General features: G+C 73.9%; 21 protein-coding genes, 2 tRNA genes and 1 pseudogene. 12 read left to right on the forward strand and 12 right to left on the reverse strand.

Annotated elements, in window-relative coordinates; translation table 11 throughout:
• The coding region (locus GC157_12130; GenBank protein MBI1378215.1) for a DUF222 domain-containing protein at nucleotides 1-971 on the reverse strand (971 nt) is incomplete at its 3' end.
• Between the two features lie 227 nt (nucleotides 972-1,198).
• Between GC157_12130 and GC157_12135 the strand changes: the two genes are divergently transcribed.
• Nucleotides 1,199-1,630: a heme-binding protein gene (locus tag GC157_12135; protein MBI1378216.1), complete on the forward strand. Its 432-nt coding sequence runs from the start codon at nucleotides 1,199-1,201 to the stop codon at nucleotides 1,628-1,630.
• Between the two features lie 57 nt (nucleotides 1,631-1,687).
• Here the strand turns inward: GC157_12135 and GC157_12140 are convergent, their stop codons facing one another.
• Nucleotides 1,688-3,091 (reverse strand): DEAD/DEAH box helicase, encoded by a 1,404-nt coding sequence (locus tag GC157_12140; GenBank protein ID MBI1378217.1) that lies wholly within the window; start codon nucleotides 3,089-3,091, stop codon nucleotides 1,688-1,690.
• Nucleotides 3,092-3,409: 318 nt separating this feature from the next.
• The gene (locus GC157_12145; protein MBI1378218.1) at nucleotides 3,410-5,200 is read right to left on the reverse strand and encodes a CBS domain-containing protein; all 1,791 of its coding nucleotides are present in this window, start codon (nucleotides 5,198-5,200) and stop codon (nucleotides 3,410-3,412) included.
• A 69-nt stretch (nucleotides 5,201-5,269) separates the two neighbouring features.
• On the opposite strand from GC157_12145, the pseudogene GC157_12150 reads away from it, so the two are divergent.
• A pseudogene (locus GC157_12150) lies at nucleotides 5,270-6,580 on the forward strand (MarR family transcriptional regulator).
• Here the strand turns inward: GC157_12150 and GC157_12155 are convergent.
• From GC157_12155 to GC157_12175, 5 genes are all read right to left on the reverse strand, one after another.
• On the reverse strand, nucleotides 5,854-7,404 hold the full coding sequence (locus GC157_12155) for an HD domain-containing protein (protein MBI1378219.1): 1,551 nt from the start codon (nucleotides 7,402-7,404) through the stop codon (nucleotides 5,854-5,856). The pseudogene GC157_12150 and the gene GC157_12155 overlap by 727 nt on opposite strands.
• Nucleotides 7,405-7,438: 34 nt before the next feature.
• A complete protein-coding gene (locus GC157_12160) occupies nucleotides 7,439-8,695 on the reverse strand; it encodes an RNA polymerase sigma factor (GenBank protein MBI1378220.1) in 1,257 nt (418 codons plus the stop codon).
• Between the two features lie 11 nt (nucleotides 8,696-8,706).
• Nucleotides 8,707-9,057 carry a hypothetical protein gene (locus GC157_12165; protein MBI1378221.1) on the reverse strand — a complete coding sequence of 117 codons (351 nt, stop codon included), beginning with the start codon at nucleotides 9,055-9,057 and terminating at the stop codon, nucleotides 8,707-8,709.
• A gap of 104 nt (nucleotides 9,058-9,161) precedes the next feature.
• Nucleotides 9,162-9,515 (reverse strand): hypothetical protein, encoded by a 354-nt coding sequence (locus GC157_12170; GenBank protein ID MBI1378222.1) that lies wholly within the window; start codon nucleotides 9,513-9,515, stop codon nucleotides 9,162-9,164.
• 104 nt (nucleotides 9,516-9,619) lie between these two features.
• Entirely contained in the window at nucleotides 9,620-10,594 is a 975-nt protein-coding gene (locus GC157_12175; GenBank protein ID MBI1378223.1) for a LysR family transcriptional regulator, read from the reverse strand.
• A gap of 348 nt (nucleotides 10,595-10,942) precedes the next feature.
• Here GC157_12175 and GC157_12180 point away from each other — a divergent pair, with 348 nt between their 5' ends.
• On the forward strand, nucleotides 10,943-11,824 hold the full coding sequence (locus GC157_12180; GenBank protein MBI1378224.1) for an amidinotransferase: 882 nt from the start codon (nucleotides 10,943-10,945) through the stop codon (nucleotides 11,822-11,824).
• Nucleotides 11,825-11,842: 18 nt separating this feature from the next.
• Here the strand turns inward: GC157_12180 and GC157_12185 are convergent, their stop codons facing one another.
• Entirely contained in the window at nucleotides 11,843-12,589 is a 747-nt protein-coding gene (locus tag GC157_12185; GenBank protein MBI1378225.1) for a CPBP family intramembrane metalloprotease, read from the reverse strand.
• Between GC157_12185 and GC157_12190 the strand changes: the two genes are divergently transcribed.
• A complete protein-coding gene (locus tag GC157_12190) occupies nucleotides 12,552-14,699 on the forward strand; it encodes a hypothetical protein (protein MBI1378226.1) in 2,148 nt (715 codons plus the stop codon). The two genes, GC157_12185 and GC157_12190, sit on opposite strands and share 38 nt — an antisense overlap.
• Before the next feature lie 27 nt (nucleotides 14,700-14,726).
• On the opposite strand, the gene GC157_12195 is transcribed toward GC157_12190, so the two are convergent.
• Nucleotides 14,727-15,872: a gfo/Idh/MocA family oxidoreductase gene (locus tag GC157_12195; GenBank protein MBI1378227.1), complete on the reverse strand. Its 1,146-nt coding sequence runs from the start codon at nucleotides 15,870-15,872 to the stop codon at nucleotides 14,727-14,729.
• Nucleotides 15,873-16,099: 227 nt separating this feature from the next.
• On the opposite strand from GC157_12195, the gene GC157_12200 reads away from it, so the two are divergent.
• A tRNA-Ser gene (locus GC157_12200) sits at nucleotides 16,100-16,190 on the forward strand.
• 125 nt (nucleotides 16,191-16,315) lie between these two features.
• Nucleotides 16,316-16,388 (forward strand) — tRNA-Arg (locus GC157_12205).
• A 46-nt stretch (nucleotides 16,389-16,434) separates the two neighbouring features.
• Here GC157_12205 and GC157_12210 read toward each other — a convergent pair.
• Complete coding sequence (locus tag GC157_12210) at nucleotides 16,435-16,605, reverse strand: helix-turn-helix domain-containing protein (GenBank protein ID MBI1378228.1); 171 nt, start codon at nucleotides 16,603-16,605, stop codon at nucleotides 16,435-16,437.
• A 363-nt stretch (nucleotides 16,606-16,968) separates the two neighbouring features.
• Here GC157_12210 and GC157_12215 point away from each other — a divergent pair, with 363 nt between their 5' ends.
• Nucleotides 16,969-17,274, forward strand: coding sequence for a hypothetical protein (locus GC157_12215; protein MBI1378229.1), 306 nt, complete (start codon nucleotides 16,969-16,971; stop codon nucleotides 17,272-17,274).
• 37 nt (nucleotides 17,275-17,311) lie between these two features.
• Here GC157_12215 and GC157_12220 read toward each other — a convergent pair whose 3' ends face one another.
• The gene (locus tag GC157_12220) at nucleotides 17,312-18,634 is read right to left on the reverse strand and encodes an aminotransferase class III-fold pyridoxal phosphate-dependent enzyme (protein ID MBI1378230.1); all 1,323 of its coding nucleotides are present in this window, start codon (nucleotides 18,632-18,634) and stop codon (nucleotides 17,312-17,314) included.
• Between the two features lie 116 nt (nucleotides 18,635-18,750).
• Between GC157_12220 and GC157_12225 the strand changes: the two genes are divergently transcribed.
• The 5 genes from GC157_12225 (at nucleotide 18,751) to GC157_12245 (ending at nucleotide 24,463) form a co-directional block, all read left to right on the forward strand.
• Nucleotides 18,751-19,533, forward strand: a complete 783-nt coding sequence (locus GC157_12225) for a helix-turn-helix domain-containing protein (GenBank protein MBI1378231.1) — start codon at nucleotides 18,751-18,753, stop codon at nucleotides 19,531-19,533.
• A gap of 188 nt (nucleotides 19,534-19,721) precedes the next feature.
• Entirely contained in the window at nucleotides 19,722-20,981 is a 1,260-nt protein-coding gene (locus tag GC157_12230; GenBank protein MBI1378232.1) for an aminotransferase class III-fold pyridoxal phosphate-dependent enzyme, read from the forward strand.
• Nucleotides 20,978-22,417, forward strand: coding sequence for a hypothetical protein (locus GC157_12235; protein ID MBI1378233.1), 1,440 nt, complete (start codon nucleotides 20,978-20,980; stop codon nucleotides 22,415-22,417). Before GC157_12230 ends, GC157_12235 begins: the two co-directional genes overlap by 4 nt.
• A 50-nt stretch (nucleotides 22,418-22,467) precedes the next feature.
• Nucleotides 22,468-23,691: a pyridoxal-phosphate dependent enzyme gene (locus GC157_12240; GenBank protein ID MBI1378234.1), complete on the forward strand. Its 1,224-nt coding sequence runs from the start codon at nucleotides 22,468-22,470 to the stop codon at nucleotides 23,689-23,691.
• A complete protein-coding gene (locus GC157_12245) occupies nucleotides 23,678-24,463 on the forward strand; it encodes an SDR family oxidoreductase (protein ID MBI1378235.1) in 786 nt (261 codons plus the stop codon). Before GC157_12240 ends, GC157_12245 begins: the two co-directional genes overlap by 14 nt.
• Nucleotides 24,464-24,480: the final 17 nt, after the last annotated feature.

Consider the following 24,480-nt stretch of genomic DNA (forward strand, 5'->3'; position numbering starts at 1 on the left):
CGCTCGCCGCGGAGGCTGTCGAGGTCCATCACGACGTGCAGCTCGGTCTGGGTGCGCGAGGCGTCGTAGACCAGCTCGCCCTCCTCGTCGCGGTCGCCGAGCACAAGAGCAGCCAGGGCATCGGCGCGGCAGGCACCGGAGGCGGCGTCCTCGTTCCCCGCCCGCAGCGCCTCGGCGCCGCCGCGCTGGGCGCGCAGCGACTTGCCCGCAGCCTCGATCGCGTCGAACACCGCGTCGATCACGGGCGCCTGGTGGGTCACGCCGAGGAACGCCAGCCCGTCACCCAGGGGCTGCCGGTACACGTCCCGCGTGGCCACAGCGCGGTTCGCGCGGGCTGTCGCGTCAGGGTCGTGCCGGGCGATGAGCTTGTCGAGGTGCTTCCGCAGCTCGGACGGTGTGAGGGTGCGGGCCTTGTTCAGCGCCGCGGCCTCGATGGTGGCCAGCACGTCGGGGTCGGTGATGTACCGGGCCTGGTCGACGAGGACGGCGCAGTGCCGCTCGGTGATCTCCCCCGCAGCCAGCGCCGCCCCGAACCCCGGGAAGATCTCCTTGAGCGCGCGGCCGCGGTCGATCTCCTTCGACGCGCCGTAGACGCTGTTGTGGGTGGCGTACGCGACCTCCTGCTCGGCCGCGGCGTCCGCGAACGACGCGTGCGCGCTCGTCGAGTCCGGGCACGCCTTGGCCGCGAACGCCGCCTGCGCCGCGAGCCGAAGTGACGCCAGCCGGGCCTCGAGCCGAGCCGCGACCGAGAGATAGTCGATCAGTTCGGCCGGCTCGGTGATCGCCTCGACGTCGATCCGCTCGAGCAGGATCAGGTCGGTGGCGTCGACGGGCTGGTCGATCAGCGGCAGCAGTGCACGGGGGTCTCCGGTCAGCCACGCGATCGGGTCGTGCACGTCCCAGTCCGGGTGGAAACCCAGCTCCACCGGACGGAAGCCCAGGGCGGTGTCCCGGTCGTCGACGGCGGTCATCGGGCACCTCCCACGGAGTCGGCTGGGGTTCGAACGAATGTAGGAATGCTACCGGGGGCCACCGACAGGCACAACCCCCAAACCCCAGCAATCCCAACGGATTTCGCCGTTCCGTCATCCACAGCCTGTGGACCGCGCCCCAGTGACGATCGGCAGGACGGAGCGGCGCTGCGGGACGTCGCGTCGACCACGGAAGCCGGCGCGGTTACGGTCACCGCGACGAGGGAGTGGGTCGAGTGGATCTGGCAGGGGCGCAGCGGGTGCTCGACGCAGCCGTCGCCCACGCGTCCGGGATCGGCGTGCGGGTGTCGGTCGCCGTCGTCGACGAGCGGGGGCACGAGGTGCTGTGCGCGCGCATGGACGGCGCGCCCTGGTTCACCCCGCACGTCGCGCGGACCAAGGCGCGCAGCTGCGTGGCGCTCGGCATGGACTCCGCCGACGTCGCGTCGCTCGACGCCGCCTACCCGGGGCTCGTGCGCCTGATCGAGGAGCAGGTCGGCCACGCCGTGACCGGGCTCGGCGGCGGTGTGCTCGTCACGACGACCGATGACGGCAGCGGCACCGTGCTCGGTGCGGTCGCCGCCAGCGGTGCCACTCCCGAGCAGGACGCCGAGGTGGCCCGCGCCGCAGCCGCCGCCTGGCTCACCCGACCCGCCTGAGCGCGGGGCCGGGCCCGGAGGGACGCGATGTCGCGCACCTCCGGGCGGCGGGTGCGGTCAGCGCCCGCGCGAGCGTCCGGCGGAGAAGTCGGCGGCGGACATCGTGCGGGTGGTCTCGGACCCGCGTCGGCCCGATGCGGGTCGACGGGTCGACGTCCGGTCGGCGCCCGAGCGGGCACCGGGCCGACGTCCCGGCTTGCTGCCCGAGCGCGGCGCGGTGCGGGGCGATGCGGGTCGCTGCGAGCGCGAGGGCTCGGACACGACCGGCGGCGCCACGAGCTCCACGCGCGGACCGGTGAGCGCGAGCAGCGTCTCGGACCCGGGCGCCACGTCCGTCACCGTGGGTGCGATCCGGGCGCGTCGGGTCATCGCCGTGACGTCGCGCCGCTCGGCGTGGGTCTGGAGGGTCACCACGACGCCGCTGGCACCGGCGCGCGCGGTGCGCCCCGAGCGGTGCAGGTACGCCTTGTGCTCCGTCGGCGGGTCGACGTGGACGACGAGCGCGACGTCGTCGACGTGGATGCCGCGGGCGGCCACGTCGGTCGCGACCAGCACGCGCACCGAGCCGTCGCGGAACTGGGCGAGGTTGCGGTCGCGCGCGTTCTGGCTCAGGTTCCCGTGCAGGTCCACGGCGGGCAGGCCGGCCTGGGTGAGGTCCTTCGCCAGCTTGCGGGCGCCGTGCTTCGTGCGCATGAACAGCACCGCCCGGCCGTGGCCGGAGGCCAGCTCGCGCACGACCGCCGGCTTGTCCGACGGCGTCACCGTGAGCACGTGGTGGTCGATGTCCGGCTCGGTGCGCGCGTCGTCGTCGACCGAGTGCGACACCGGCGTGGTGAGGTAGCGGCGCACGAGGACGTCGACCCCGTTGTCGAGGGTGGCGGAGAACAGCAGGCGCTGCCCGTCGCGGTCGGTCGTGTCGAGGATGCGGCGCACACAGGGCAGGAAGCCGAGGTCGGCCATGTGGTCGGCCTCGTCGAGCACCGTGACGGCGACGTCGCCGAGGTGCACGTGGCGCTGCCGCATGAGGTCCTCGAGCCGGCCGGGGCAGGCGATGACGATGTCCACGCCACGCGTGAGCGCGGTGACCTGCGGGCGCTGGCTCACCCCGCCGAAGATCGTCATCGTCGACAGGCCGGCGGCGGTCGCGAGCGGCGTGAGCGCCGTCTGCACCTGGGTGGCGAGCTCGCGGGTGGGGACCAGCACGAGGCCGCGCGGGCGGCCGGGCCGGGAGCGGGGACCCGACGCGAGGCGCGCCACCAGCGGGACGGCGAAGGCCAGCGTCTTGCCGCTGCCCGTGCGGCCGCGGCCGAGCACGTCGCGGCCGCCGAGGGAGTCGGGCAGGGTCGCGACCTGGATGGGGAAGGGGTCGGTGATGCCCTCGCTCGCCAGGGCGGCGACGAGGGTGGCGGGGACGCCCAGCGCGGCGAAGCCCGCGGCAGGGTCGATGCGGCCAGAGGCCATGGTGGTGTGCCTTTCGGAGTGTCTCGGCTCCGCCGGCGCCGGCGCGCAGTGTCACCACTGCCGTTCGCGGCTGCGCCGAGGCGGAGTCCTGGTGCGCGTCCCGTTCGGGGGCACCGCGTCCGGTCACTGCGCCGGAGGCTCGAAGCCGCGCGCCTGGTGCGCGCTCCTCGATAGTCGATGTTCGCCGAGGGCCCAGTGGTGCCCGTCAGCCGGCGACCCCGTCATCCTAGCCTGCTTCGCGGGCTCCTCCGACCAACGGCCCCGCGCACCCGGCTCGAGCAGGCCCGGTGCCGCCGGATGGGGTGAGCCGGCGCGACCTCAGCTGCGCTGTGGCGCGCGTCCGGGGCGCACGGCGAGAGCGGAGAGCACGCTCGCGTAGGTGAGCCAGCCGATCACCGCGCCGTCCGCGTCGGTGACGGCGGAACCCGTGGTGCCGGACGACGCGAGCACCTCGGCCGCGACGTGCAGCGGGGTGTCCGACGACACGACCGGGGCCTCCTCGAGGATCGCCGCGACGGTGAGGTCCTCGGCGTCCTCGTCCTCGGCGAGCGAGGCGGAGAGCGCGCTCGCGGTGACGACGCCGAGCACCACGCCGTCCTCGGAGGTGACCGGCAGGATCAGCCCGCCGGAGGCCAGGATCCGCTGAGCCGCGGCCTCGAGCGGCAGGTCGATCGGGATCGCGCGCGGCATGGGGCGCATGACCGACGCGACGGTGGGCAGCGGCGCGCCCGGTGGGGCGCCGCCGGGGCGGGAGAGATCGACGCCGCGCCGCACCAGCTTGGCGGTGTAGATGGTCTCCTTCATCAGCACGCGCGAGACACCGGTCGCGATCACGATCGCGAGCATCAGCGGCAGGATGAGGGTGTACTCGCCGGTGAGCTCGAACATGATGAGCACTGCCGTGATCGGCGCCCGCGCCGCGCCCGCGAACACCGCGCCCATGCCCACCAGGGCGTAGGCGGCCTGCGCACCGGCCTGGTCCGGGAAGATCATGTTGGCGATGTCGCCGTACGCCGAGCCCAGCATCGCGCCGATGAACAGCGAGGGCGCGAACACGCCGCCGGAGCCGCCGATGCTGATGGTGAGGCTCGTCGCGAGGATCTTCCCGAACATCAGGATGACGAGGAAGCCGAGGGCGTAGTAGCCCGCGACCCCCTTCTCCAGCACGGGATATCCGACGCCGTACATCTGCGGCAGCGCCAGCAGCAGCAGGCCGAGCAGCAGGCCGCCGACCGCGGGACGCGCCCACTCGGGCTTGCCCTTCCAGATGCGGTCCGCGACGTCCTCGAAGAGGTAGAGCACGCGGGTGAACAGCACGCCCATGCCCGCGGCGAGCACGCCGAGGAGCGCGAACAGCCCGTACTCGAGCGGCGACACGATCGTGAACGACGACAGCTCGAGGAACGGGTAGTTGCCGAAGGCGGCCCGGCCGATCACCGACGCCGTCACGGCGGCGAGCACGACGGCGCCGAACGCCGAGGCCGCGAAGTCCGCGAGGATGAGCTCGAGGGCGAAGAACACCCCGGCGACCGGGGTGTTGAACGTGGCGGCGATGCCGCCGGCGGCGCCGCACGCGACGAGGGTGCGCAGCCGCGACTCCGGCATCCGCACCAGGCGGCCGAGCGAGGAGCCGAGCGCCGAGCCGATCTGCACGATCGGCCCCTCGCGGCCGACCGAGCCGCCCGAGCCGATGGTGATCGCCGAGGCGAGGGCCTTGACGCCGGCGACCTTCGCCGGGATCCGGCCGCCGCGCTGGGCGACGGCGTACATGACCTCGGGGACGCCGTGCCCGCGCGCCTCGCGCGCGAACCGGTCGACGAGCGGGCCGTAGAGCAGACCGCCGACGACGGGGGCGAGGACCACGAAGTAGATGCCCAGCCACGGCACCCAGTGGTTGGCGACGCGGCCGGCGGCGGAGTAGTCGTCGGTGCCGGTGAACAGGCGCGTGGCCTGGAGGATCAGCCAGCGGAAGACCACCGCGCCGAGGCCGGCGCCGACGCCGACGACGACCGCGAGGGCGACGAGCCCGCCGGAGCTGCCGCGCAGCCACTTGGTGACCGATGTCCGCAGGCCCCCGGTCGGCATCCGGGGGACCAGCACGCTCGCCATGGGGACACTGCCTCGCATGTGTGTAGAGATACAACTGATGCAGAGTAGCACCGTTGTTAGGGTGTCCTTGTGACGCCCCCCTCCGCAGCCCGCCCGGACGACGAGGACCGTCGTGGCGACCGGTCCGCGCCCACCCCGCGCCAGCGCTCCGCGGCCGACGCGTCAGCGGTGCTGACGGCGTCGCGCGGGCTGCTCGGAGTGGTGGCCCGCTCGCTGGCGCCGGCGCTCGAGCAGGTGTCGCTCCCGCAGTTCCGCGCCCTCGTGGTGCTCTCGTCCCACGGCGAGCCCATGCGCAGCGGTGCGCTCGCCAGCGCGCTCGGAGTGCACCCGTCGACCTTCAGCCGCAACGCCGACCGGCTCGAGGCCGGCGGCTGGGTGCGCCGGGTCGAGAACCCGGACAGCCGCCGCGAGGTGCTCGTCGAGCTCACGCCCGAGGGGACGCACCTGGTGGACCTGGTCACGCGACGCCGGCGCACCGAGATCGCGGCGGTGCTGCGCAGGCTCGACGACGACGAGCGCCGGCTGGTGGTGGACGCCTTCGAGCTGTTCACGCGGGCCGCGGGCGAGCCGACGGTGGAGGAGCTCGCCGCCCTCGGCATGTGAGCGGCCGGGGGGCCGTCGTGCCGCCGGGGGGCCGTCGTGCCGCCGGGCGGTCAGACGACGACGGCCGCGGTGGGCGACGGCGTGGGGGTGGGCGACTTCCCGTTGCCCTTGCCCTTGCCGTTGCCGCCCGCGTTGCCCTTGCCGTTGCCGCTCGACGAGGCGCTCGGGCTCGGAGCCGGCGTGGTGCTCGGACCACCGCTGGGCGCCGCGCTCGGAGACGGGTCGGGGCTCGTGGTGGGACGGCCCCCCGACGGGCTCGGCAGGTCCGTCGGGACCGGCACATCGGTCGCGGTCGGGCCGGGCGGCCCGGCGGCGCCCGAGGGCACGGCGCCGGTCGGCGTCGGAGAGGTGCTGGCGGACGCCGACGGGGGCGGGAGGGCGATGCTGGACGGCCCGCCCGCCGAGGCGCCGCTCGTCCCGCTGCCGGAGGACCCCGCGCCGGACGAGCCGGCACCCGCCGAACCGCTGCCGAGGGTCGCCGGGACGACGGACACCGCGGCCGGAGGGGCCACGAAGGGATCGGGCGCCGAGGCGACCGCGAGGCTCACGGGCGCGGCCGCCACGGCCACCGCCGCCCCCGCCTGCACGACCACCGTGGCGCTCGGCGTCACCAGCGCGAGCGGGCCGGAGGCGAGCCAGGCCAGCGGACCCATCGCCAGGCGCAGCCGCGGCACCGAGACGGAGAGCATCGCCCGCACGACGACGGGGTCGAAGTGGGTGCCGGCGCACTCGCCGAGCTCGCGCAGCGCCTTCTCGCGCGACATCGGGCGCTTGTAGGAGCGCGGCGCCGTCATCACCTCGAAGGCGTCGGACACGGCGAGGATCCGTCCGCCGAGGGTGATCCGCTGGCCGCTGAGCCCGAGCGGATAGCCGGTGCCGTCCCACTTCTCGTGGTGCTCCCCCACCGCGCCGACCCACTCGCCGAGCCAGCCCGCGATCGGCGCGATGAGGCGCACGCCGGCGGTGGGGTGCGCGCGGACGGAGGTCCACTCGGCCGGGCTCAGGCCGCCCGGCTTGTTGAGGATGGATGCCGGCACCTCGATCTTGCCGACGTCGTGCAGCAGCGCCGCCCAGCGCAGCCGCTCGCGGTCCTCGGGGCGCAGGTGCAGCTGCTCGGCGATGAGGTCGGTGAACACGCGCACCCGCTCGCTGTGCCCGCGGGTGCGCGCGTCGTGGGCGCGCAGCGCGGCGACGAGCGCGAGGATCTCGCGGGCGGCGTCGATGCTGGAGTCGCCCACCACCGTCTCGCCGCGCTGCGCGCGCAGCACGATGTCGCGCAGCTTCTCCGTGTTCCCGGCGTCGCGGGCGACGGCGAAGCGCGACGGCGCGTCGCCGGGGAACGCCACGCTCATCTCGAGCAGCGCCGCCAGGGGAAGCAGGCGGCGCAGCGCGCGGTGCGCGGCGACCAGGGCCACCGTGGCCACGGCGAGCACGGTCACGAGCCGGAGCGCGACGTCCCACCCGGCCACCAGCGGCAGCCGCGTGACGAGCCACGACGCCGCGAACGACGCCGTCAGAGGGCCGACCACATAGGCGAGCCGGACCAGGCCGGCCACCACGGGCCGGCCCTTCCACCCCTCGTGCGCGCCTCGTGCGGCCACCTCGACCTGATCGGTGCCGGGCGGACGCCCCGGATCACCCGTCCGGGTGAGCGGCCGTGCCCGGCGCCCGGACCAGCTCGTCGCGGCGGTGCTCGAGCAGCCGCCGTTCGACGCCGTTGCCGGTCAGCGCGAGAGCCTCGTCGTAGGCCGACCGGGCCTCCGCGGTGCGCCCGAGCCGGGCCAGCAGGTCCGCCCGCACCGCCGGCACGAGGTGGTAGCCGGGCAGGTCGAGGGAGTCGACGAGGTCGAGCGCCGCCTGCGGGCCGTCGAGCTCACCCACGGCGACGGCCCGGTTGAGGGCCACCACCGGCGACGGCGCGAGCACGAGCAGGCGGTCGTAGAGGGCCACCACCTGCGCCCAGTCGGTGTCCTGGGCGCGGGCCGCGTCGCTGTGCACCGCGGCGATCGCCGCCTGCACCTGGTAGGGCCCGGGGGCGTTGCGGCGCAGGCACTCGCGCACCAGCGCCTGCCCCTCGGCCACGAGGGCGCGGTCCCACAGCGAGCGGTCCTGGTCGGGGAGCCGCACGAGCGAGCCGTCCGGCGCCGAGCGCGCCGGGCGGCGCGACTGGGCGAGCAGCATGAGCGCGAGCAGCCCGCGCACCTCGGGCTCGTCCGGCATGAGCGAGAGCAGCAGGCGGCCGAGGCGCACCGCCTCGTCGGCGAGGTCGGCGCGGTCGAGCCGGTCGCCCGTGCTCGCGACGTACCCCTCGTTGAACACGAGGTAGACGACGGCGAGCACGGAGGCGAGCCGGTCGGGCAGCTCGGCGTCCTCGGGCACGCGGTAGGGGATGTGCGCGTCGCGGATCTTGTTCTTGGCGCGCACGATGCGCTGGGCCATCGTCGGCTCCGGCACCAGGAACGCGTGCGCGATCTCGGGGGTCGCCAGGCCGGCGACGAGCTTGAGCGTCAGCGCCACCTGGGCGGGCTGGGCGAGGGCGGGGTGGCAGCAGGTGAACACCAGGCGCAGCACGTCGTCGTCGAGCACCTCGGCCTCCTCCGGCTCGCCGGTCGTGCCCGTGGCGCCCTGGAGCAGGGCGGCCTGACGGTGGCGCTGGTCGCGCGTGGCCTCGCGGCGCGCCCGGTCGATGGCACGCCGGCGCGCGGTGGTGACGATCCATCCCGTCGGGCTCGGGGGGACGCCGGTGCGCGGCCACGTCTCGAGCGCCACCGCGAACGCCTCCTGCACGGCCTCCTCGGCCAGGCCGATGTCGCCGACGAGGCGGGCGAGGGTGGCGACCGCGCGGCCGTAGTCCGCGCGGAAGACGCGCTCCACCTCGTCGGCGCTCGACATCGGCGTCGCGATCAGGCGATGCCCTGGAACGCGCGCACCTCGACGTCGCCGCGGCAGGCGATCGAGCCGCGGGCCGCCAAGGCGAGCGCGGCGTCCTCGTCGGGCGCCTCGACGATCCAGAAGCCGCCGATGTGCTCCTTGCCCTCGAGGTAGGGGCCGTCGGTGGTCACGACGCTGCCGCCCTTGGTGCGCACGACCTTGGCCGTGGTGTGCGGCTCGAGGCCGCCGGCGAACACCCACGCCCCCTCGGCCTGGAGCTCGTCGTTGAAGACGCCGGTCGCGGCGAAGGCGGCCTGCATCTCCTCCTCGGTCGCGTAGGGGCTGGTGCCGTCGTTGTGGACGGAGAGCAGGTACTGGGGCATCTGCGTGGTCCTCTCGCTGCGCAGGCCGGTCGTTCCGGCCTCTCGCTCAGTGCACGAACGCGTGCCGGCGCGATCGACATTTTCTCCGACGCCGGCCCCGGCGGTCAGGCCCAGGCGTGCTCGAACGGCCGCACCTCGATCGGGACGCCGATCGCGTGCGACATGCGCCGGCCCCACTCGAGCGCGGCGTCGAGGTCCGGGAGCTCGAGGATGGTGAGGCCGCCGACCTGCTCCTTGGCCTCGATGAACGGGCCGTCGGTGAGCAGCGGGTCGCCGTCGCGGTCGACCACGACCGTGGCCGACGACGGGTCGTGCAGGCCGCCGCTGAACACCCACACGCCGGCGTCCCTCATCTGCCGGTGCAGGGCGTCGACGTCGGCGAAGATCCGCGCGAGTCGCTCGTCGTCGGGGCGGACGGCGTCGGCCGGGTAGCAGACCGACATGAGGTAGTGGGGCATCGCGAGGTCCTCTCGTCGTGGCCGCGGGCGCAGCCTCTCACCCCCTGTACGAACGGCGGTGCCGCGGATCGACAGTGCGGTCGCCGGGGGACCGGCGCCGGACCTCAGGCGACCGTGGAGGTGCTCACGAGGTCGGCCTTGTCGCCGTTGAGGCGCACGTGCGCCTCGGCCGCCAGGCGCAGCGCCTGCACCGTGGCGACCACCGCCGCCGACGTCGCGCCCGATGGGCGGGTGACCACCCACACGTGGCGCGGCTCGGGCGCGTGGCGCAGCGGACGGACGACCAAGCCGCGGTGCACCGCGCCCAGGGCCAGCACGGGCACCAGCCCCACGCCGATGCCGGCCGCGACATAGGCCTGCGCGGCCGAGAACTCCACGGCGTGGGCGACGAACGTGGGCGAGAAGCCGGCCCGCCGGCACAGCTCGACGGTGTCGTCGCGGCAGAAGCCGTTGCCGCCCAGCGCCGCGACCCAGTCCTCGTGGGCGAGGTCGGTGAGCTCGACCGTCTCGTGGTCGGCCAGCGGGTGCCCGTCCGGCAGCATCGCGCGGTAGGGGTCGTCGAGCAGGTGCACGCGCACGAGGTCGTCGTCGGGCGCCTCCCGGACCCCGAACGGCTCGAGCACGAGCGCGACGTCGATGCGGCTCGAGCGCAGCGCCTCGTAGGCGTCCTCGGTCTCGCCGACCGTGGTGGCGACGTGCAGGCCGGGCCGGGTGCGGCGCAGGTGCGCCACGGCGGCGGGCAGCAGCGAGTCGCCGGCGGAGACGAACGACATCACGCGCACCCGGCCGGCGCGCCCGGCGCGCAGGTCCTCCATGGCGAGCTCGGCGTCCTCCACCGCGCGCAGCACCTGGGTGGCGTGCTCGGCGAGCAGGCGGCCGGCCTCGGTGGGCCGGATGCCGCGGCCGTTCTTCTCCAGCAGGGCCAGCCCGGTGTCGCGCTCGAGGGCGGAGACCTGCTGGCTCACCGACGACGGCGTGTAGCCGAGGCGGGTGGCGGCACCGGTGACGGACCCGGTGTCGACGACGGCGGCGAGGACCTGGAGGCGGCGGATGTCGAGCACCCCGTCATTGTTCACCATTCCTGAAGGGAAGTGAAGTGATTGTTGCTTGTCCTTTCATAGTTGAGCGCTCACCCTGGTATCGGGTCCCCGTCAGGGGGACCCTGGACCGAACGAAGGAAGTGAGTCGGATGGCTCCCCTCATCCTGCTGATCGTGCTCGTCGCCGTCGCCACCCTGGCGCCGTTCCTGGGCCGCGACACCTCGACCGGTGGCCACTACGAGGACTACCCGGACGAGCGCGGCTGGTGGCCGGCCGCCCCGGACGCGATGCCGCGGCCCCGCTACTGAGCGTGCCCGTCCCCGCAGCGCCGCTGCGGCCGCGCCCGACCGTGGCGTGCACCCTGCCGACCTGGCAGGGTGACCGCCCATGAGCGAGCAGGCCACGAGCACCCACGTCTACGGAGTCCGCTCCTCGGTGGCCCGGCTGCGCCGGGTGGCGGTGCGCCGCCCGCTCACCGGCGGGCCCGACGTCGTCGCGCAGTACGAGGCGGCGCACTGGCAGGCCCCCGACCTCGACGCCCTGGCCGCGCAGCACGCGGCGTTCGTCGCCACGCTGCGCGGCCTCGGCGCGGAGGTCGTCGAGCTCGACCCGGTGCCGGGGCTCCCGGACGCGGTGTTCGTCTACGACCCGGCGTTCGTGATCCCGTCCGGCACGGTGGCCTTCCGCTCGGCCAAGGCCGCGCGGGTGGGCGAGGCCGAGCACCTCGTGGCCGGCCTCGAGCTGGCCGGCGTCCCCACGGTGGGGCGCCTGGTGGGCGAGGCGACCGCCGACGCCGGCGACATGTTCTGGCTCGACGACGACACCGTCGCCATCGGCCGCAGCTACCGCACCAACGAGGCCGCGGTCGACCAGCTGCGCGGGATCCTCGCCGCCGACGGCGTCGGCGTCGAGGTGTTCGACGTCCCGCACGACCAGGGGCCGGAGTACTGCCTGCACCTGATGTCGCTCATCTCGCCCGTGCGCGAGGACCTCGCCGTCGTCTACGAGCGCCTCGCCCCGGTCGCCCTGCTGCGCGCCCTCTCGCGCCGCGGCATCGACTGGGTGCCGGTCGACGACGAGGAGTACGCCACCCTCGGCTGCAACGTGCTCGCCGTGGCGCCCGGCGTCGTCGTCATGGGCGAGCGCAACGTGCGCACGGCCGCGGCGCTGCGCGAGCGCGGCGTCGAGGTCCACACCTTCGACTCCGAGCAGAGCGACAAGGGCGAGGGCGGGCCCACGTGCATGACCCGCCCGATCCTGCGCGGCTGAGCGCTCGCCGCCCCGCGGTCAGACGGCGTCGTCCGGGTCGTCCGGCGCGTCGACCGGCTCGTCCATGACGTCGGCGAGGTGCGCCCGCGCACGGCGGTGCACCCACCAGCCCACGACCACCCCGGTGCCGTTGCCGGCCCAGTGCAGCGCGGACGGCGGGAACAGGCTCGCGGTGTAGAGCCGGAAGAACGCGAACACCGATCCGGCCAGGGCCGTGACCACTACGGTGGAGAGCACGGTGGTCCAGGCCGGGCCGCTGGTGCTGCGGTGCGCGTCGTGCATCTCCAGCGCCGGGCTGATGTGCCACACGCCGAACAGCAGCGACGTCACCACCACCGCCCACGCCGTGCCGGAGATCGAGGTGACGAGCGCGAGCATCACGCCACGGAACGCGAACTCCTCGATGAGCACCGTGCCGAAGGGGATGTCGAGCAGCACGCGACGGGCGGTGACCGCGCCGGCGACCTCGGTGACCCGGTCGTCGGCGAAGAGGTGGTGCAGCCGCGGGATGCTGCCCGCGATGCCGATCACGCTGCCGACGACGAGCACGATCCCCAGCGACCACAGGATGCCGGTGACCCAGGTGGATCGCCCGACGCCGAGGTCGGTCCACGATAGGGAGTGACGCCAGGCGATGACGGCCAGCCCGGCGGTGGTGACGATGCCGGTGACGACGTACGCCGTGCCCTCGACGCCGCGGGTGAGGGCCTGGAAGCCCATCATCGTGATGAGCACGCCCACGATGGCGCCCGGGACCCCGAGCACGAGGGTGCCGACGATGACGCCGGCGACGAGGGCGGTCGCGCCGAGAGAACGACTGATCGTCCTGACCATCGACCCACCCTTCGGCGCCCTCGATGGCCTACGGTCCCAGATGTCAGTCGTCGGCGTCGCACCGGGAGTCCCCATGGTCAGGCCGGACATCGTCGCACCGAGCCAGCAGGTGGCGCTCGGCGTCGCGTCGGGGGTGGTCCCCGGCACCTTCACCCGCTCGCTGTCCGAGCGCAGCTGGATGGACCAGGGGCTGATCACCGGCCTCGCGACCGGCACGCACTTCCTGCTCACCGTCGTGTCGCAGGACGCGATCGAGGCCGCCGGCACCGCGATGTCGACGGCGCTGCCGCTGCCCGAGTCGTGGTCGGACGACCAGCGCCAGAAGTTCGCCACGCTGCTGGTCGACCTCGCGGTGGTGCCGCTGGGGTTCGGGCTGGTCGCCGTCGTTGGGCTGCGGGCGCACGAGAGCACGCTGCGCAGCGCGCTGCGCCAGGCCGGGTGGCGGCTGGGCGTCACGGGGTTCGCCGCGTCGCTGCTCGCCGGCGCGATGTTCGTGACCCACGAGATCGACGACGCGATCGGCGCCGACGGCCGGCTCGAGCGGCTGCCGATCGCGGTGCCGGTCGGGCTCGCCACGGCAGCCGTGCTCGAGAGCATCCGCCAGCGCGAGACGCCGCCCGAGCACTTCGCCGACCCGGCGCGGTCCAACCCGCTGCTCGGTCTGGCCGCCGGGGCCGGTGTGGTGCTCGCGCTCGCCGGCCTCGCGGCCGGCGAGAACCTCCTCGCCCGCGAGCTGGGCTCGGTGGGCAGCCGGGTGCTCCCCGGCTCGGAGGCCACCTGGCGCCGGGCGGGCCACGCCGTCGCGCTGACCGGGCTCGTGGTGGGCACCCAGCAGCTGTGGAACCAGGCGATGCACCGCATCGAGAGCGGCACGTCGGCGTACGACCCCGGGATCGACGAGGAGGCGGCGGGGCTGTTCACCACCCCGTTCGTCAGCGGCAACCCCGAGAGCGCGGTGCCGTGGTCGACGCTGGGGCGCGAGGGCCGGCGGCACGTGATCACCTACGTGCGCCCCGAGCCCGTCGTGGACGGCCCGACCTTCCCGGGCGACGCCGTGCGACCCGAGCTCTCGATCAGGACCGTGATGCAGGAGGAGGCCGCGGCCACCCCGATCCAGATCTTCGTGGGGCTCGACAGCGCCCCCACGCCGCAGGAGCGCGTGGCCCTCGCGCTCGCCGAGATGGACCGCACCGACGCGTGGTCGCGCCGGCTCATCATGCTGGTCTCGCCCACCGGCACCGGCTACGTCAACTACGTCGCGACGGCGGCCACGCAGTACATGACGCGCGGCGACATGGCGTCGGTGACGCTGCAGTACTCCAAGCGGCCCTCGCCGCTCTCGCTGGGCAAGGTGGGCCAGGCCAAGGAGCAGAACCGCCTGCTGTGGCTGCGCGTGCTCGAGCGCATCCGCGGCATGGAGCCGGAGATGCGCCCGCGCGTGGTGGTGTTCGGCGAGTCGCTCGGCGCGCACACGAGCCAGGCCGCGTTCGAGGGCTGGGGCACCCTCGGTCCCGAGGCGCTCGGCATCGACCGCGCGCTGTGGATCGGCACGCCCGAGGCCAGCGGGTGGCGGCACGAGCTGGTGGGCCCGGACCGGCCCGACGTCGACAAGAGCATCGTCGCGGTGGTCAACGACTACGAGCAGTTCCTGGCGCTGGGCACCGCGCGCAACAAGGTGCGCTACGTGCTGCTCAGCCACGACAACGACGGCGTCACCAAGTTCGGCGTGCCGCTGCTGGCCCGTCGCCCGGACTGGCTCGGGCCCGAGCGCCCGCGGATGCAGGAGGTGGCCGGCCGCTCGCCGCGCGGCATCCCGTCGTCGATGCGCTGGCGCCCGGTGACCACGTTCTTCCAGCTGCTGGTGGACATGAAGAACGCCCAGCTGCCCGGCTCCTACAAGGCCTGGGCGCACGACTACCGGCCCGACCTGCCCGAGTTCGTGCGCGACGTGTTCGGCCTCGAGTGCAGCGACGAGCAGCTCGAGCGGATCAAGGCCGCGTGCCAGGAGCGCGAGGCCTACCGCGAGTCGATCTTCGACTGACGTCCCGGCTGCCGGCCGTCGCCGCGGTCAGCCGACGTCGACCACGCGGTGCTCGGCGGCGCTGGTCGCCACGGCGTCGAGCACGCGCAGCACGCCCAGGGCCTCGGCCGGGTCGACCGGCAGCGGCCCCTGCCCGCGCACGGCGGCGGCGAACGCGGGGTAGAAGAGGTCCCACCGGCCGCGCTCGGTGGGGATCGTCGTCACCTCGTTGCCGCGCACCACCCGGCCCCACGACGTCTGCGGCTCGCGGCCCCACAGGCTGCCCTCGGACGCCGGGGTGCGGCCCTGCCGCAGCGCCTCCTCCTGCCCGTCGACGCCGCCGACGACGTAGGCGCCCTCGGTGCCGAGCAGGCGCATCCGCCGGCTGGGGTCGCCGGACATGGTGTTGGCGTAGAGCTCGGAGCTGGTGCCGTCGGCGTGGGTGAGCAGCGCGACGACGTCGTCGTCCGCGGTGCTGGCCGAGCGGCGCGTGGCGATCTCGGCGTACACGCGCGTGACGGGGCCGAACAGCTGCACGGCCTGGTCGGCGAGGTGGGTCATGAGGTCGAGGCGCACTCCCCCGCCCTCCTCGGGCGGCAGCTCGGCCCGCCACCAGGCACGGGGTGCTCCCGGCGACCACCGCTCGAACCGGGACTCGAAGCGGTAGACGCGTCCGAGCGCGCCCTCGTCGAGGATGCGTCGCGCGGTGAGGAAGTCGGAGTCCCAGCGCCGGTTCTGGAAGGCGGTGAGGATGCGCCCGGCGTCCGCCGCCTTCGCGATGCTCGCGGCCGCGCTCGGGGCGTCGAGCGCGAGCGGCTTGTCGCACACCACGTGCAGTCCGAGGGCGAGAGCCTCGTCGGTAAGGCGGGTGTGGGTGCCGCTGGGCGAGGAGATCGCCACCGCCTCGGCGCCGGCGTCGGCCAGGGCGCGCAGGTCGTCGTAGGCCGCCAGCCCGGGGTGGTCGGCCTCGAGCTGGCCGCGGCGGTCGGCGTCGCGGGTGACGACGCCGACGAGCTCGAGCTCGGGCGCCGAGGCGATCAGCGGCGTGTGGAACACGCGGCCCCCCAGCCCGTACCCGACGACCCCGATGCGGACTGGCTCCACGGCTCCCCTCCCCGACTCGCTCCCGTGCCCGGTGTGACCGCTCCCACTCTGCCGCGCCGCGGGCCGGCGCGGAACGGGGATCTGTCGCATTCCGGTCGCGACCGGCCGGGCCGACGGGGTCGGCGGCGCGTCCGTCCGGCCCTGCCGCCGGGGTGGGCGACGCGTCCTTCGGGCCGGCGCGCCGCCACCGCGCGACGCCGGCGTCGGCCCTGGTGGGACGTCGTCGGACCGCCTGCCCGGGCGTGCAGGAGGGGCCTGCGGGGTCCGGTACCCTGTGCGGGCCGGTGACGGCGCCGACAGGCGCGGTTCCGGTGCCTGGAGGCGTCGCCTAGTCCGGTCGATGGCGCCCGCCTGCTAAGCGGGTTGGGGTCTCAAAGCCCCTCGCGGGTTCAAATCCCGCCGCCTCCGCGCTCACGAAGGGCAGGTCCGTGAGGGCCTGCCCTTCGGCGTCCCCGGGGCTCGCGAACGCCGCCGAACGCGATTTCCGGAACGCCCGAGGCTGCGGCTAGACTCCCCCACGGCCTTGTGGCCATGCGCCCGTAGCTCAATGGATAGAGCATCTGACTACGGATCAGAAGGTTAGAGGTTCGAGTCCTCTCGGGCGCGCGTTGTGAAGTCCCGGGACGTCCTTATCGGATGTCCCGGGACTTCCTTATGTGCCGGGGTAGCGGTACGGGCGCGGCTCGAGGGCCTCCCAGCCCCCAGCACGCCAGGCTGCGACCAGTTGCGACACCCGCGGCTGCGAGACGCCGTACAGGGCCGCGACCGCGCGCTGGGACTTGCCGGACAGGACCGCTTCGACGATCACCCGCTGCTTGGACACACGCCCAGACGCTGCCGATCAGCGATAACCAGGACGTGGGACACCCGATAAATAGGTCGTGAAACAGGGCACTCTCGGGCGCGCCATTGTGAAGTCCCGGGACGTCCTTATCGGATGTCCCGGGACTTCTCTGTTCCAGGAGCTCGCGACAGATGAGGTGAGGGGCGGAGCGATCAGGAGGTCGTGAGGCAGCGAAGGTTCGCGCGCCGACAGGGGCGACCGGATCGCGACGGGCTCCGCCTTCACGGCGTGCGTCGGAGCGGCGGGCGGCGGGACCATGGGGGCAGGGCGGGGACCGCCCGCAGGCGTCGTGCCCAGGGCGTGCCGAGCCCCGTCCGCGTGGCCGTCAGGCGGGAGGTCGCCATGTCCAGCGGCAGCGTTCCCTACGTTCCCCCGAGCGCTCCGACTCCGGAGCAGCGCGCGCACGAGCTGGCCCTCAAGAGGCTCAAGGCCAAGCGCGACTTCCAGGGCCACCTCGTGGTCTACGTGGTGGTGAACGCGTTCCTCACCCTCGTGTGGTGGTGGTCCGGCGCAGGCTACTTCTGGCCGGGCTGGGTCATGGCCGGGTGGGGCATCGCCATCGCGATCGGGTTCTGGGAGAACTTCGTGCGCCGTCCCATCACCGAGGCCGACGTCGAGCGGGAGATGCGCCGCGGCAACGTGGCCTGAGCCCTGGCGGCCGAGGGTTGCGGCTGTTCCCTCCGGCTCAAGTGAGGCGGGTGAAACCGGTCTGCGCCACGGGTCCGCGCAGCCGCTGGGTGACCGTGCCGGAGGCCAGGCTGGCGGCGAGGGTCTCGAACACGTCGTCGACGGCGTCGAGGTAGGCGTCGATGTCCTCGTCGGTGTGCGCGAACGACGCGTAGAAAGACCGTCCGGCGAGGAACCCGCGGTCGAGGAGCTCCTGGGTGAACAGGGTGGCCGTCGCCTGTGGCTCGTCGTGGAACGCCAGGTGCGACAACGGTGGGATCCCGCTGACGGAGACTCCGATCCCGGCCCGGGCGGCTGCATCGAGCCACCCCTGCTGGACGCGGTCGCCCAGCTCCGCCAGCCGGCGGCCGACGTCGAGCTGCCGGTGGAGCGTGAGCGTGGCGATCGCCGCGACCGGCCCCACGAGCTCGGTCCAGTAGGAGCTGCTCACGAAGGAGCGCTGGGCGGTCTCCATCACGCTCTCGACGCCGATGATCGCGGCCATGGGGAAGCCGTTGGCGAGGGCCTTCGCGAACACCGCGACGTCAGGATCGACGCCATAGGTCAGGTGCACACCGCCGGTGTTGAGCCGCAGACCGCTGGTCACCTCGTCGAACACCAGCACGGCCCCGGCACTGTGGGCGAGATCGCGCACACCTTCGAGGAAGCCGGGCTCCGGCGCGCTCCCGCGCACCGGCTCCATGACGACGGCAGCCAGCTCGCTCCCCCTCGAGCGCACGATCTCCTCGAGGTCCTCGAGCCGGTTGTACCGGAAGGGCACGGCCGTGCCCACGAGCTCCCGCGGGACGCCGAGGGGCTCGAGGCCCGGAAGGAGGTGGCCGTCGAGCTCCGCCGAGCCGGCGAGGTTGGCCGCGAGGTACCAGTCGTGCCAGCCGTGGTAGCCGCAGAAGGCGACCAGGGACCGGCCCGTCGCCGCCCGGGCCAGGCGGACCGCGACGGTCATCGCCTCGCCGCCCGTGCGTGCGTAGCGGACCATGTCCGCCCAGGGGTGCAGCTCGATGAGCAGCTCGGCCAGCTCGAGGTCCTCGGCGCAGTTGAGCGTGGTCATCGAGCCGCGGTCGACCGCCTGGTGCACGGCGGCGTCGACCTCGTCGTTGGCGAAGCCGAGCGTGCACGTGCCGATGCCGCTGGTGCTCATGTCGAGGAACTCGCGGCCGACCACGTCCCAGACCCGCGCGCCCTTCGCCCGCTGGTAGAAGCGCGGCCACTGGCCGGGGGCGAACTGCTCCGGCCGCTTGGACAGCAGCTGGGTCCCCCCGGGGACCAGCTCGAGGAGGCGCCGTTCGGCCCGCTCCAGTTCGTCGCTGCTGAGCGTGATCATCTACTACCCTCTCCACCGGCTGGGTGCCCGGGCTACAGTAGCGACGGGTTCCATTGATTGGAAGTGCCGTGCCAACTGTCGGCACGGGTGGATCTAGTCGAGGAAGAGCAGTCAGCATGGGCGCGAGCGAGAGCCAGAGTGGCGGCGCCATGTACCCCATCCGCGCGGTCGAGCGCGTGTGCGACATCCTCGACCTGCTGCAGACGGAGCCGGACGGGGTCTCGCTCGTCGACGTGACCGCAGCGACCGATCTGCCCAAGAGCTCGGCCTACCGCTACCTGTTGGCGCTCGAGGCCCGTCGCTACGCCGAGCGCGACGCCGAGACCGGGCTGTTCAGGCTGGGCCTGGCGTTCCGCCCGCAGCGCACCCGGCAGATGGAGCTGTTCCTCGAGCGGGCTCAGCCGGTGCTCGAGCAGCTGCGCGACCGGCTGAACGAGACGGTCAACATCGGGACGTTGGACGGCGGGCAGGTCGTGCACGTCGCCGTCGTCGAGTGCCAGCAGATGATGCGGCTGGCCGCCCGCGTCGGCGACCGTGGGCCGCTGCACGCCACCGCTCTCGGGAAGGTGATCGCCGCCGGCCTTCCGCAGGACAGGGTGCTCGCCATCCTTGCGGGCGAAGGGATGCCGTCGTTCACCCCGCGCACCATCACGACCCCCACGGCCTACCTGAGCGAGATCGCGAAGGTGACCGAGCAGGGGTTCGCGCTCGACGACCTGGAGGCGCAGTCGGACGGCAGGTGCGTCGCCGTGCCCCTGCGCGGCCTGCCCTTCCTCGCCGGCCTGAGCGTGAGCGCCCCGTCCAACCGGCTGTCCGAGGCTGCCGTCCCCGCGGTCGTCCGCCAGCTCCAGAAGACCGCCACCACCCTGGTCAAGAGCTACCAGGGCTTCCCCGCCTGATCATCGTCGTCTCGTCCCGGTCGGCCCCTCGGGCTTCTTGACCGGAGCGCCCGGTCGCGGCTACCGTCCACGATGTTTCATCTAGTGATGAGCGCTGTTCCATCTACTAGAACAGACTGGTCCTCGCAGCCGGCTCCCGGCACGGTGCCCGGGCCTCGAAGGGAGAGCCCCGCGTGGCTGACAGCCCCATCCGGAACCAGTCGGTGCTCCTGCGGGAGCGGGCCCTGCGCTCCATCCCCGGCGGGGTCAACTCGAACGTCCGGCTCTCGGCGCCGCAGGTGTTCTTCGACCGTGCGGCCGGGCCGCGGATGTGGGACGTCGACGGCAACGAGTACGTCGACTACGTCCTCGGCCAGGGGCCGTGCTTCCTCGGCCACGCCCACGCGGGGGTCGGTCGCGCGGTGGCCTCGGCCTGCGAGCGCGGCATGGTGTACGGCGCCCAGCACGAGCTCGAGGTGGACGCCGTCGAGCGCCTGCTCGCCGCGGTGGGGTGGGCCGATCAGGGACGCCTCGGGGCGACCGGGACCGAGTGCGTCCAGGCCGCACTCCGCGTGGCACGGGCGGCGACGGGGCGGACGCACTTCGTGCACTTCGAAGGTCACTACCACGGGTGGCTGGACAACGTGCTCATGGGTCTCGACGGCGGTCGGGCAGTCCCGGCCAGCGAGGGGCAGCTCGCCTCGAGCCTGGCCGAGTCCTACGTGCTGCCGTGGAACGACGCCGCGGCGCTGGAGCAGCTCCTCACCTCGGTGGGCGACACCGTCGCTGCGGTGATCATGGAGCCCGTCATGATCAACGCCGGGTCGATCGAGCCCCGTCCCGGCTACCTCGAGCGCGTGCGCGAGCTGTGCGACGCGCACGGAGTGGTCCTCGTCTTCGACGAGGTCATCACCGGCTTCCGGCTCGCGCGCGGCGGTGCCGCCGCGCGCTACGGCGTCACGCCGGACCTGGCCACCTACGGCAAGGCGATGGCGGGCGGCTGGCCGGTGGGCGCACTGCTGGGCCGTGCCGACCTGCTCGAGCCTCTGGGCACAGGGCGGGTGAACCACTCCGGCACCTTCAACGCGGCCGTCATGGCCGCGGCCGCGGTGGTGGCCACCCAGCAGGAGCTCGACCGGGAACCGCCCTACGAGCGCGTGGAGCAGTACGGCGCGGAGCTGATGAGCGGGCTGAGCAAGATCGGTGAGGCCCGCGGTCTCGACCTGCACGTGCAGGGCGTTCCGGCCGCGTTCCACGTGTCGTTCGGCTCGCCCGAGAGGGTGCACGACCTCCGCGAGCTGCAGAGCCTCGACCTGGTCCGTTACGCCGCGCTGGCGGACCGCCTGGCCGATCACGGGCTGTGGGTGGCCGGTCGCGGCATCTGGTACGTGTCAGCCGCTCATGGGCCGGACGAGCTGGCCGACACGCTGGAGCGATTCGACCAGGCGGTGGGGGCGGAGCGCCCGTGACCCACCGCGTCGGTGTCGTCGGCATGTGGCACGAGACGAACACCTTCTCCAACCGCCCGACGACGCTCGCGGACTACCGAGCCTTCGAGCTCGCGGCGGGAGAGGACCTGGCGTCGGCGAACTACGGCACGGGGACCGTCATCGGCGGCTTCTACGACGATCCGGACCTCGAGCTGGTCCCCGTCCTCTCGGCGGGCGCCTGGCCGTCAGGCCCCACGGAGTCCGAGGCGATCCACTACCTGCTTGACCGGGTCCGCGACGGACTGCGCGCCGCCGGGCCGCTGGACGGTCTGCTCGTCAACCTCCACGGAGCCATGGTCGCCTCCGGTGTCGAGGACGTCGAGGCTGCCACGCTCTCCGTCGTGCGCGACGTGGCGGGGGAGATCCCCGTGGGGGCGGTCCTCGACCTGCACGCGAACCCCTCGCCCGAGCTCGTGAGTTCCAGCGACGTGCTGGTGAGCTACGACACCTACCCGCACGTCGACATGCGGGAGCGCGGCGCCGAGGTGGCCGGGCTCATGACGGAGGTCCTGCGCGGTCGCCGTCTCCGCACGGGGCTGCGCAAGCTGCCGCTCCTCGTGTGCCCGCTCGCGCAGGCGACCTCCGACGGCCCCATGAGGCGGTTGCAGGAGGCTGCGACCGTCCGGGCCCGCGAGGCGGGCATCGCCCGCGTGTCCATCGTCGGCGGGTTCGGCTACAGCGACGTGGAGCGAGCGGGCATGAGCGTGCTCGCGGTCTACGACGAGGGATCCGAGGCAGCTGCGGACGACGTGCTGGACGCGACGGTGGCGGACATCGCCGCGCATGCGGAGGAGTTCGCCGTGGTGCGCGATGCACCCGCCGCGGCCGTCGCCCGGGCGCTCGAGTCCCACCGTCGGCCCGTCTTCCTGGCCGACGTCGCGGACAACATCGGCGGAGGGAGCCCCGGCGACGGCACGGCTCTGCTGCGCGAGCTGCTGCGCGCCGGTGCCACCGGGGCGGTCGTGACCCTGGCCGACCGGGAGGTCGCGCTCGAGGCGCACCGGCTCGGCGTGGGTGCGCGCATCGACACGGTGGTGGGCGGCAAGACCGACCGGCTCCACGGCGCGCCGGTCCGCGTCAGCGGCACCGTCGAACGGCTCACCGACGGCGCCTACCGGGCCGAGGGCTACTACATGGCGGGGCGCTCGTTCTCGATGGGCGCCACCGCCGTCCTGTCGGTGAGGGGCAACACCCTCGTCGTGACGGAGCGGGCGACCCCACCGTTCCACGCCGAGCAGCTCTCGTCCGTGGGGGTCGACGTGCGCAGAGCCTCCATCGTCGTGGTCAAGGGCGCCCTAGCCTGGCGCGGTGCGTACGAGGACGTCGCAGGCGAGGTCATCGAGGTCGCGACCCCGGGCATCTGCCCCGTGGACGTCTCGTCGCTGCCACGGCACGCGGTGCCGATGACGGTCTGACACGGGCACGGACAGGACTCGTGCGCGGGCCGGGGACGGACGGGAGCACTGTGGGCAGGGATCACTGGGAGCTGCGCTGCCGGGCGTGCGGCCGCACCCGCGCGCCGGGTCCGCTCCGGTACTCGTGCGAGACCTGCGGCGGCGAGCTGGTCGTCGACTACACGACCTCTCGCGTGGCCCCGGTGGAGGGCGTCTCGGGCATGTGGCGCTGGCGCGACCGGTTGCCCGTGCGCGACCCCGCACGTGCCGTCTCGCTCGGCGAGGGCGGGACGCCGCTCGTGCCCCTGGGCGACCGCGCGCGCTCGCTGCTGGGCGTCGAGTCCGCGGAGGTCAAGTGCGAGCACCTCAACCCCACAGGGTCGTTCAAGGACCGCATCGCCTCCGTGGGGGTGACGCTGGCCGTGGAGCGCGGCCTCGCCGGGCTGGCGGGGACGTCGTCCGGGAACGGCGGTGCGGCGGCCGCGGCGTACGCGGCCCGAGCAGGCCTCCCGCTCACCCTGTTCTCCCTGTCGGACGTCGCCCCGCAGAAGCTCCTGCAGATCCGCGCCCTCGGCGCGCGGGTGCTGCTCGTCGATGGCATCGGCCACGACGCCGGCTCCACCCGCACGGCCGCCCGTGCGGTCGCGGACCACGCCGCGCAGCACGGCGTGCTGCCCTTCCTGACGGGCGGCGCCTACTCGCCGGAGGCGATGGAGGGGGCCGCGACCATCGCGTACGAGATCGCCGAGGCGCGACCGTCCACCACGGTCGTCTACTGCCCGGTGGGCGGCGGGGGCCTGCTGTCGGCACTGGGTCGCGGGTTCCGCGCGGCTGCTGACGGCGTGCGCATCGTCGCCGTGCAGCCCAGCGGGTGCGCGACGCTGCGTCGCGCGCTCCACGGGGACTTCTCGGGGCTGCCGGGCCCGGTCACGACGCGGGTGTCCGGCCTGCAGGTCGCAGTGCTGTTCGACGGCCCCGGCGCCGCCGAGGCGGTCACCGGCTCGTCCGGCCACCTCACCGAGGTCGACGACGCCGACGTCGACGAGGCGCAGCGGCTGCTCGCACGCGAGGACGGGCTCCTGGTCGAGCCGGCCGGCGCCACGGCGCTCGCCGGCGCCCTGGCGGATGCCCGCGCCGGGCGCCTCGGCCCGGACGACCGCGTGGTGCTGGTCGCCACCGGCGCCGGCTGGAAGGACTCCGGCGCCCTCGAACGGTTGGTCGCGACGGACGGGGCGCCCGAGGTCACCGTGATCACGGCCCAGGACATCGAGGGAGTGCTGCGTGGACAGGTGTGAGGCCAGGTTCTCCCTGGACGGTCGCGTGGCGATCGTGACCGGTGGTGCCGGTCTCTACGGCCGCCACATCGCCCAGGCGCTCGCCGAGGCGGGTGCGCACGTCGTCCTGGCGGCCCGCGGCGTCGACGCCTGCGAGGCCGCGGCGGAGGAGCTGCGGTCGGCGGGCCTGTCCGCGACCGCCCACCCGCTCGACCTCACTCGCGAGGAGTCGGTCAGGGCCGTGCGCGACGACGTCCGGCGCGCCCACGGCCGCATCGACGTGCTGGTCAACAACGCGGTGGCGCGTGGTGGCGGGGACATGGACCACACGTCGCGGGAGCAGTGGGTCGCGACGTCGACGGTCAACTCCACCGGGCTGTTCCTCATGACCCGCGAGGTCGGAGAGGTGATGGTGGAGCAGCGCTCCGGCTCGATCATCAACATCGCGTCGATCTACGGCGTCGTCGGTCCCGACTTCTCGCTGTACGGCGACACCGGCATGACCAATCCCGCCTTCTACGCGTACGACAAGGGCGGGATGATCAGCTTCACCCGCTACCTGGCCATGTTCTACGCGCCGGCGGGAGTGCGGGTGAACTGCCTGAGCCCCGGAGGGCTGGCGACCCCGGACCAACCGGAGGAGTTCGTGCGGAACTACCAGCAGCGCGTGCCGCTGGGACGCCTCGCGGGCCCCGATGACATCAAGGGACCGGTGGTGTTCCTCGCCTCGGACGCGTCGGACTACGTGACGGGGGTCAACATCCCCGTCGACGGCGGGTGGACCGCGCACTGACGCGGTGCCCGGGCGCG

It is taken from the genome of Frankiales bacterium (assembly GCA_016125335.1).
Classification (GTDB): Bacteria; Actinomycetota; Actinomycetes; order S36-B12; family CAIYMF01; genus Longivirga.

Bases quoted from the DNA above. Each gene is read 5' to 3' on its own strand.
- GC157_12140 (MBI1378217.1), bottom strand. From the start codon at position 3,091: ATGGCCTCTGGCCGCATCGACCCTGCCGCGGGCTTCGCCGCGCTGGGC.
- GC157_12145 (MBI1378218.1), bottom strand. From the start codon at position 5,200: ATGGCGAGCGTGCTGGTCCCCCGGATGCCGACCGGGGGCCTGCGGACA.
- GC157_12160 (MBI1378220.1), bottom strand. From the start codon at position 8,695: ATGTCGAGCGCCGACGAGGTGGAGCGCGTCTTCCGCGCGGACTACGGC.
- GC157_12165 (MBI1378221.1), bottom strand. From the start codon at position 9,057: ATGCCCCAGTACCTGCTCTCCGTCCACAACGACGGCACCAGCCCCTAC.
- GC157_12170 (MBI1378222.1), bottom strand. From the start codon at position 9,515: ATGCCCCACTACCTCATGTCGGTCTGCTACCCGGCCGACGCCGTCCGC.
- GC157_12175 (MBI1378223.1), bottom strand. From the start codon at position 10,594: ATGGTGAACAATGACGGGGTGCTCGACATCCGCCGCCTCCAGGTCCTC.
- GC157_12180 (MBI1378224.1), top strand. From the start codon at position 10,943: ATGAGCGAGCAGGCCACGAGCACCCACGTCTACGGAGTCCGCTCCTCG.
- GC157_12190 (MBI1378226.1), top strand. From the start codon at position 12,552: ATGAGCACGCCCACGATGGCGCCCGGGACCCCGAGCACGAGGGTGCCG.
- GC157_12195 (MBI1378227.1), bottom strand. From the start codon at position 15,872: ATGCGACAGATCCCCGTTCCGCGCCGGCCCGCGGCGCGGCAGAGTGGG.
- GC157_12215 (MBI1378229.1), top strand. From the start codon at position 16,969: ATGTCCAGCGGCAGCGTTCCCTACGTTCCCCCGAGCGCTCCGACTCCG.
- GC157_12220 (MBI1378230.1), bottom strand. From the start codon at position 18,634: ATGATCACGCTCAGCAGCGACGAACTGGAGCGGGCCGAACGGCGCCTC.
- GC157_12225 (MBI1378231.1), top strand. From the start codon at position 18,751: ATGGGCGCGAGCGAGAGCCAGAGTGGCGGCGCCATGTACCCCATCCGC.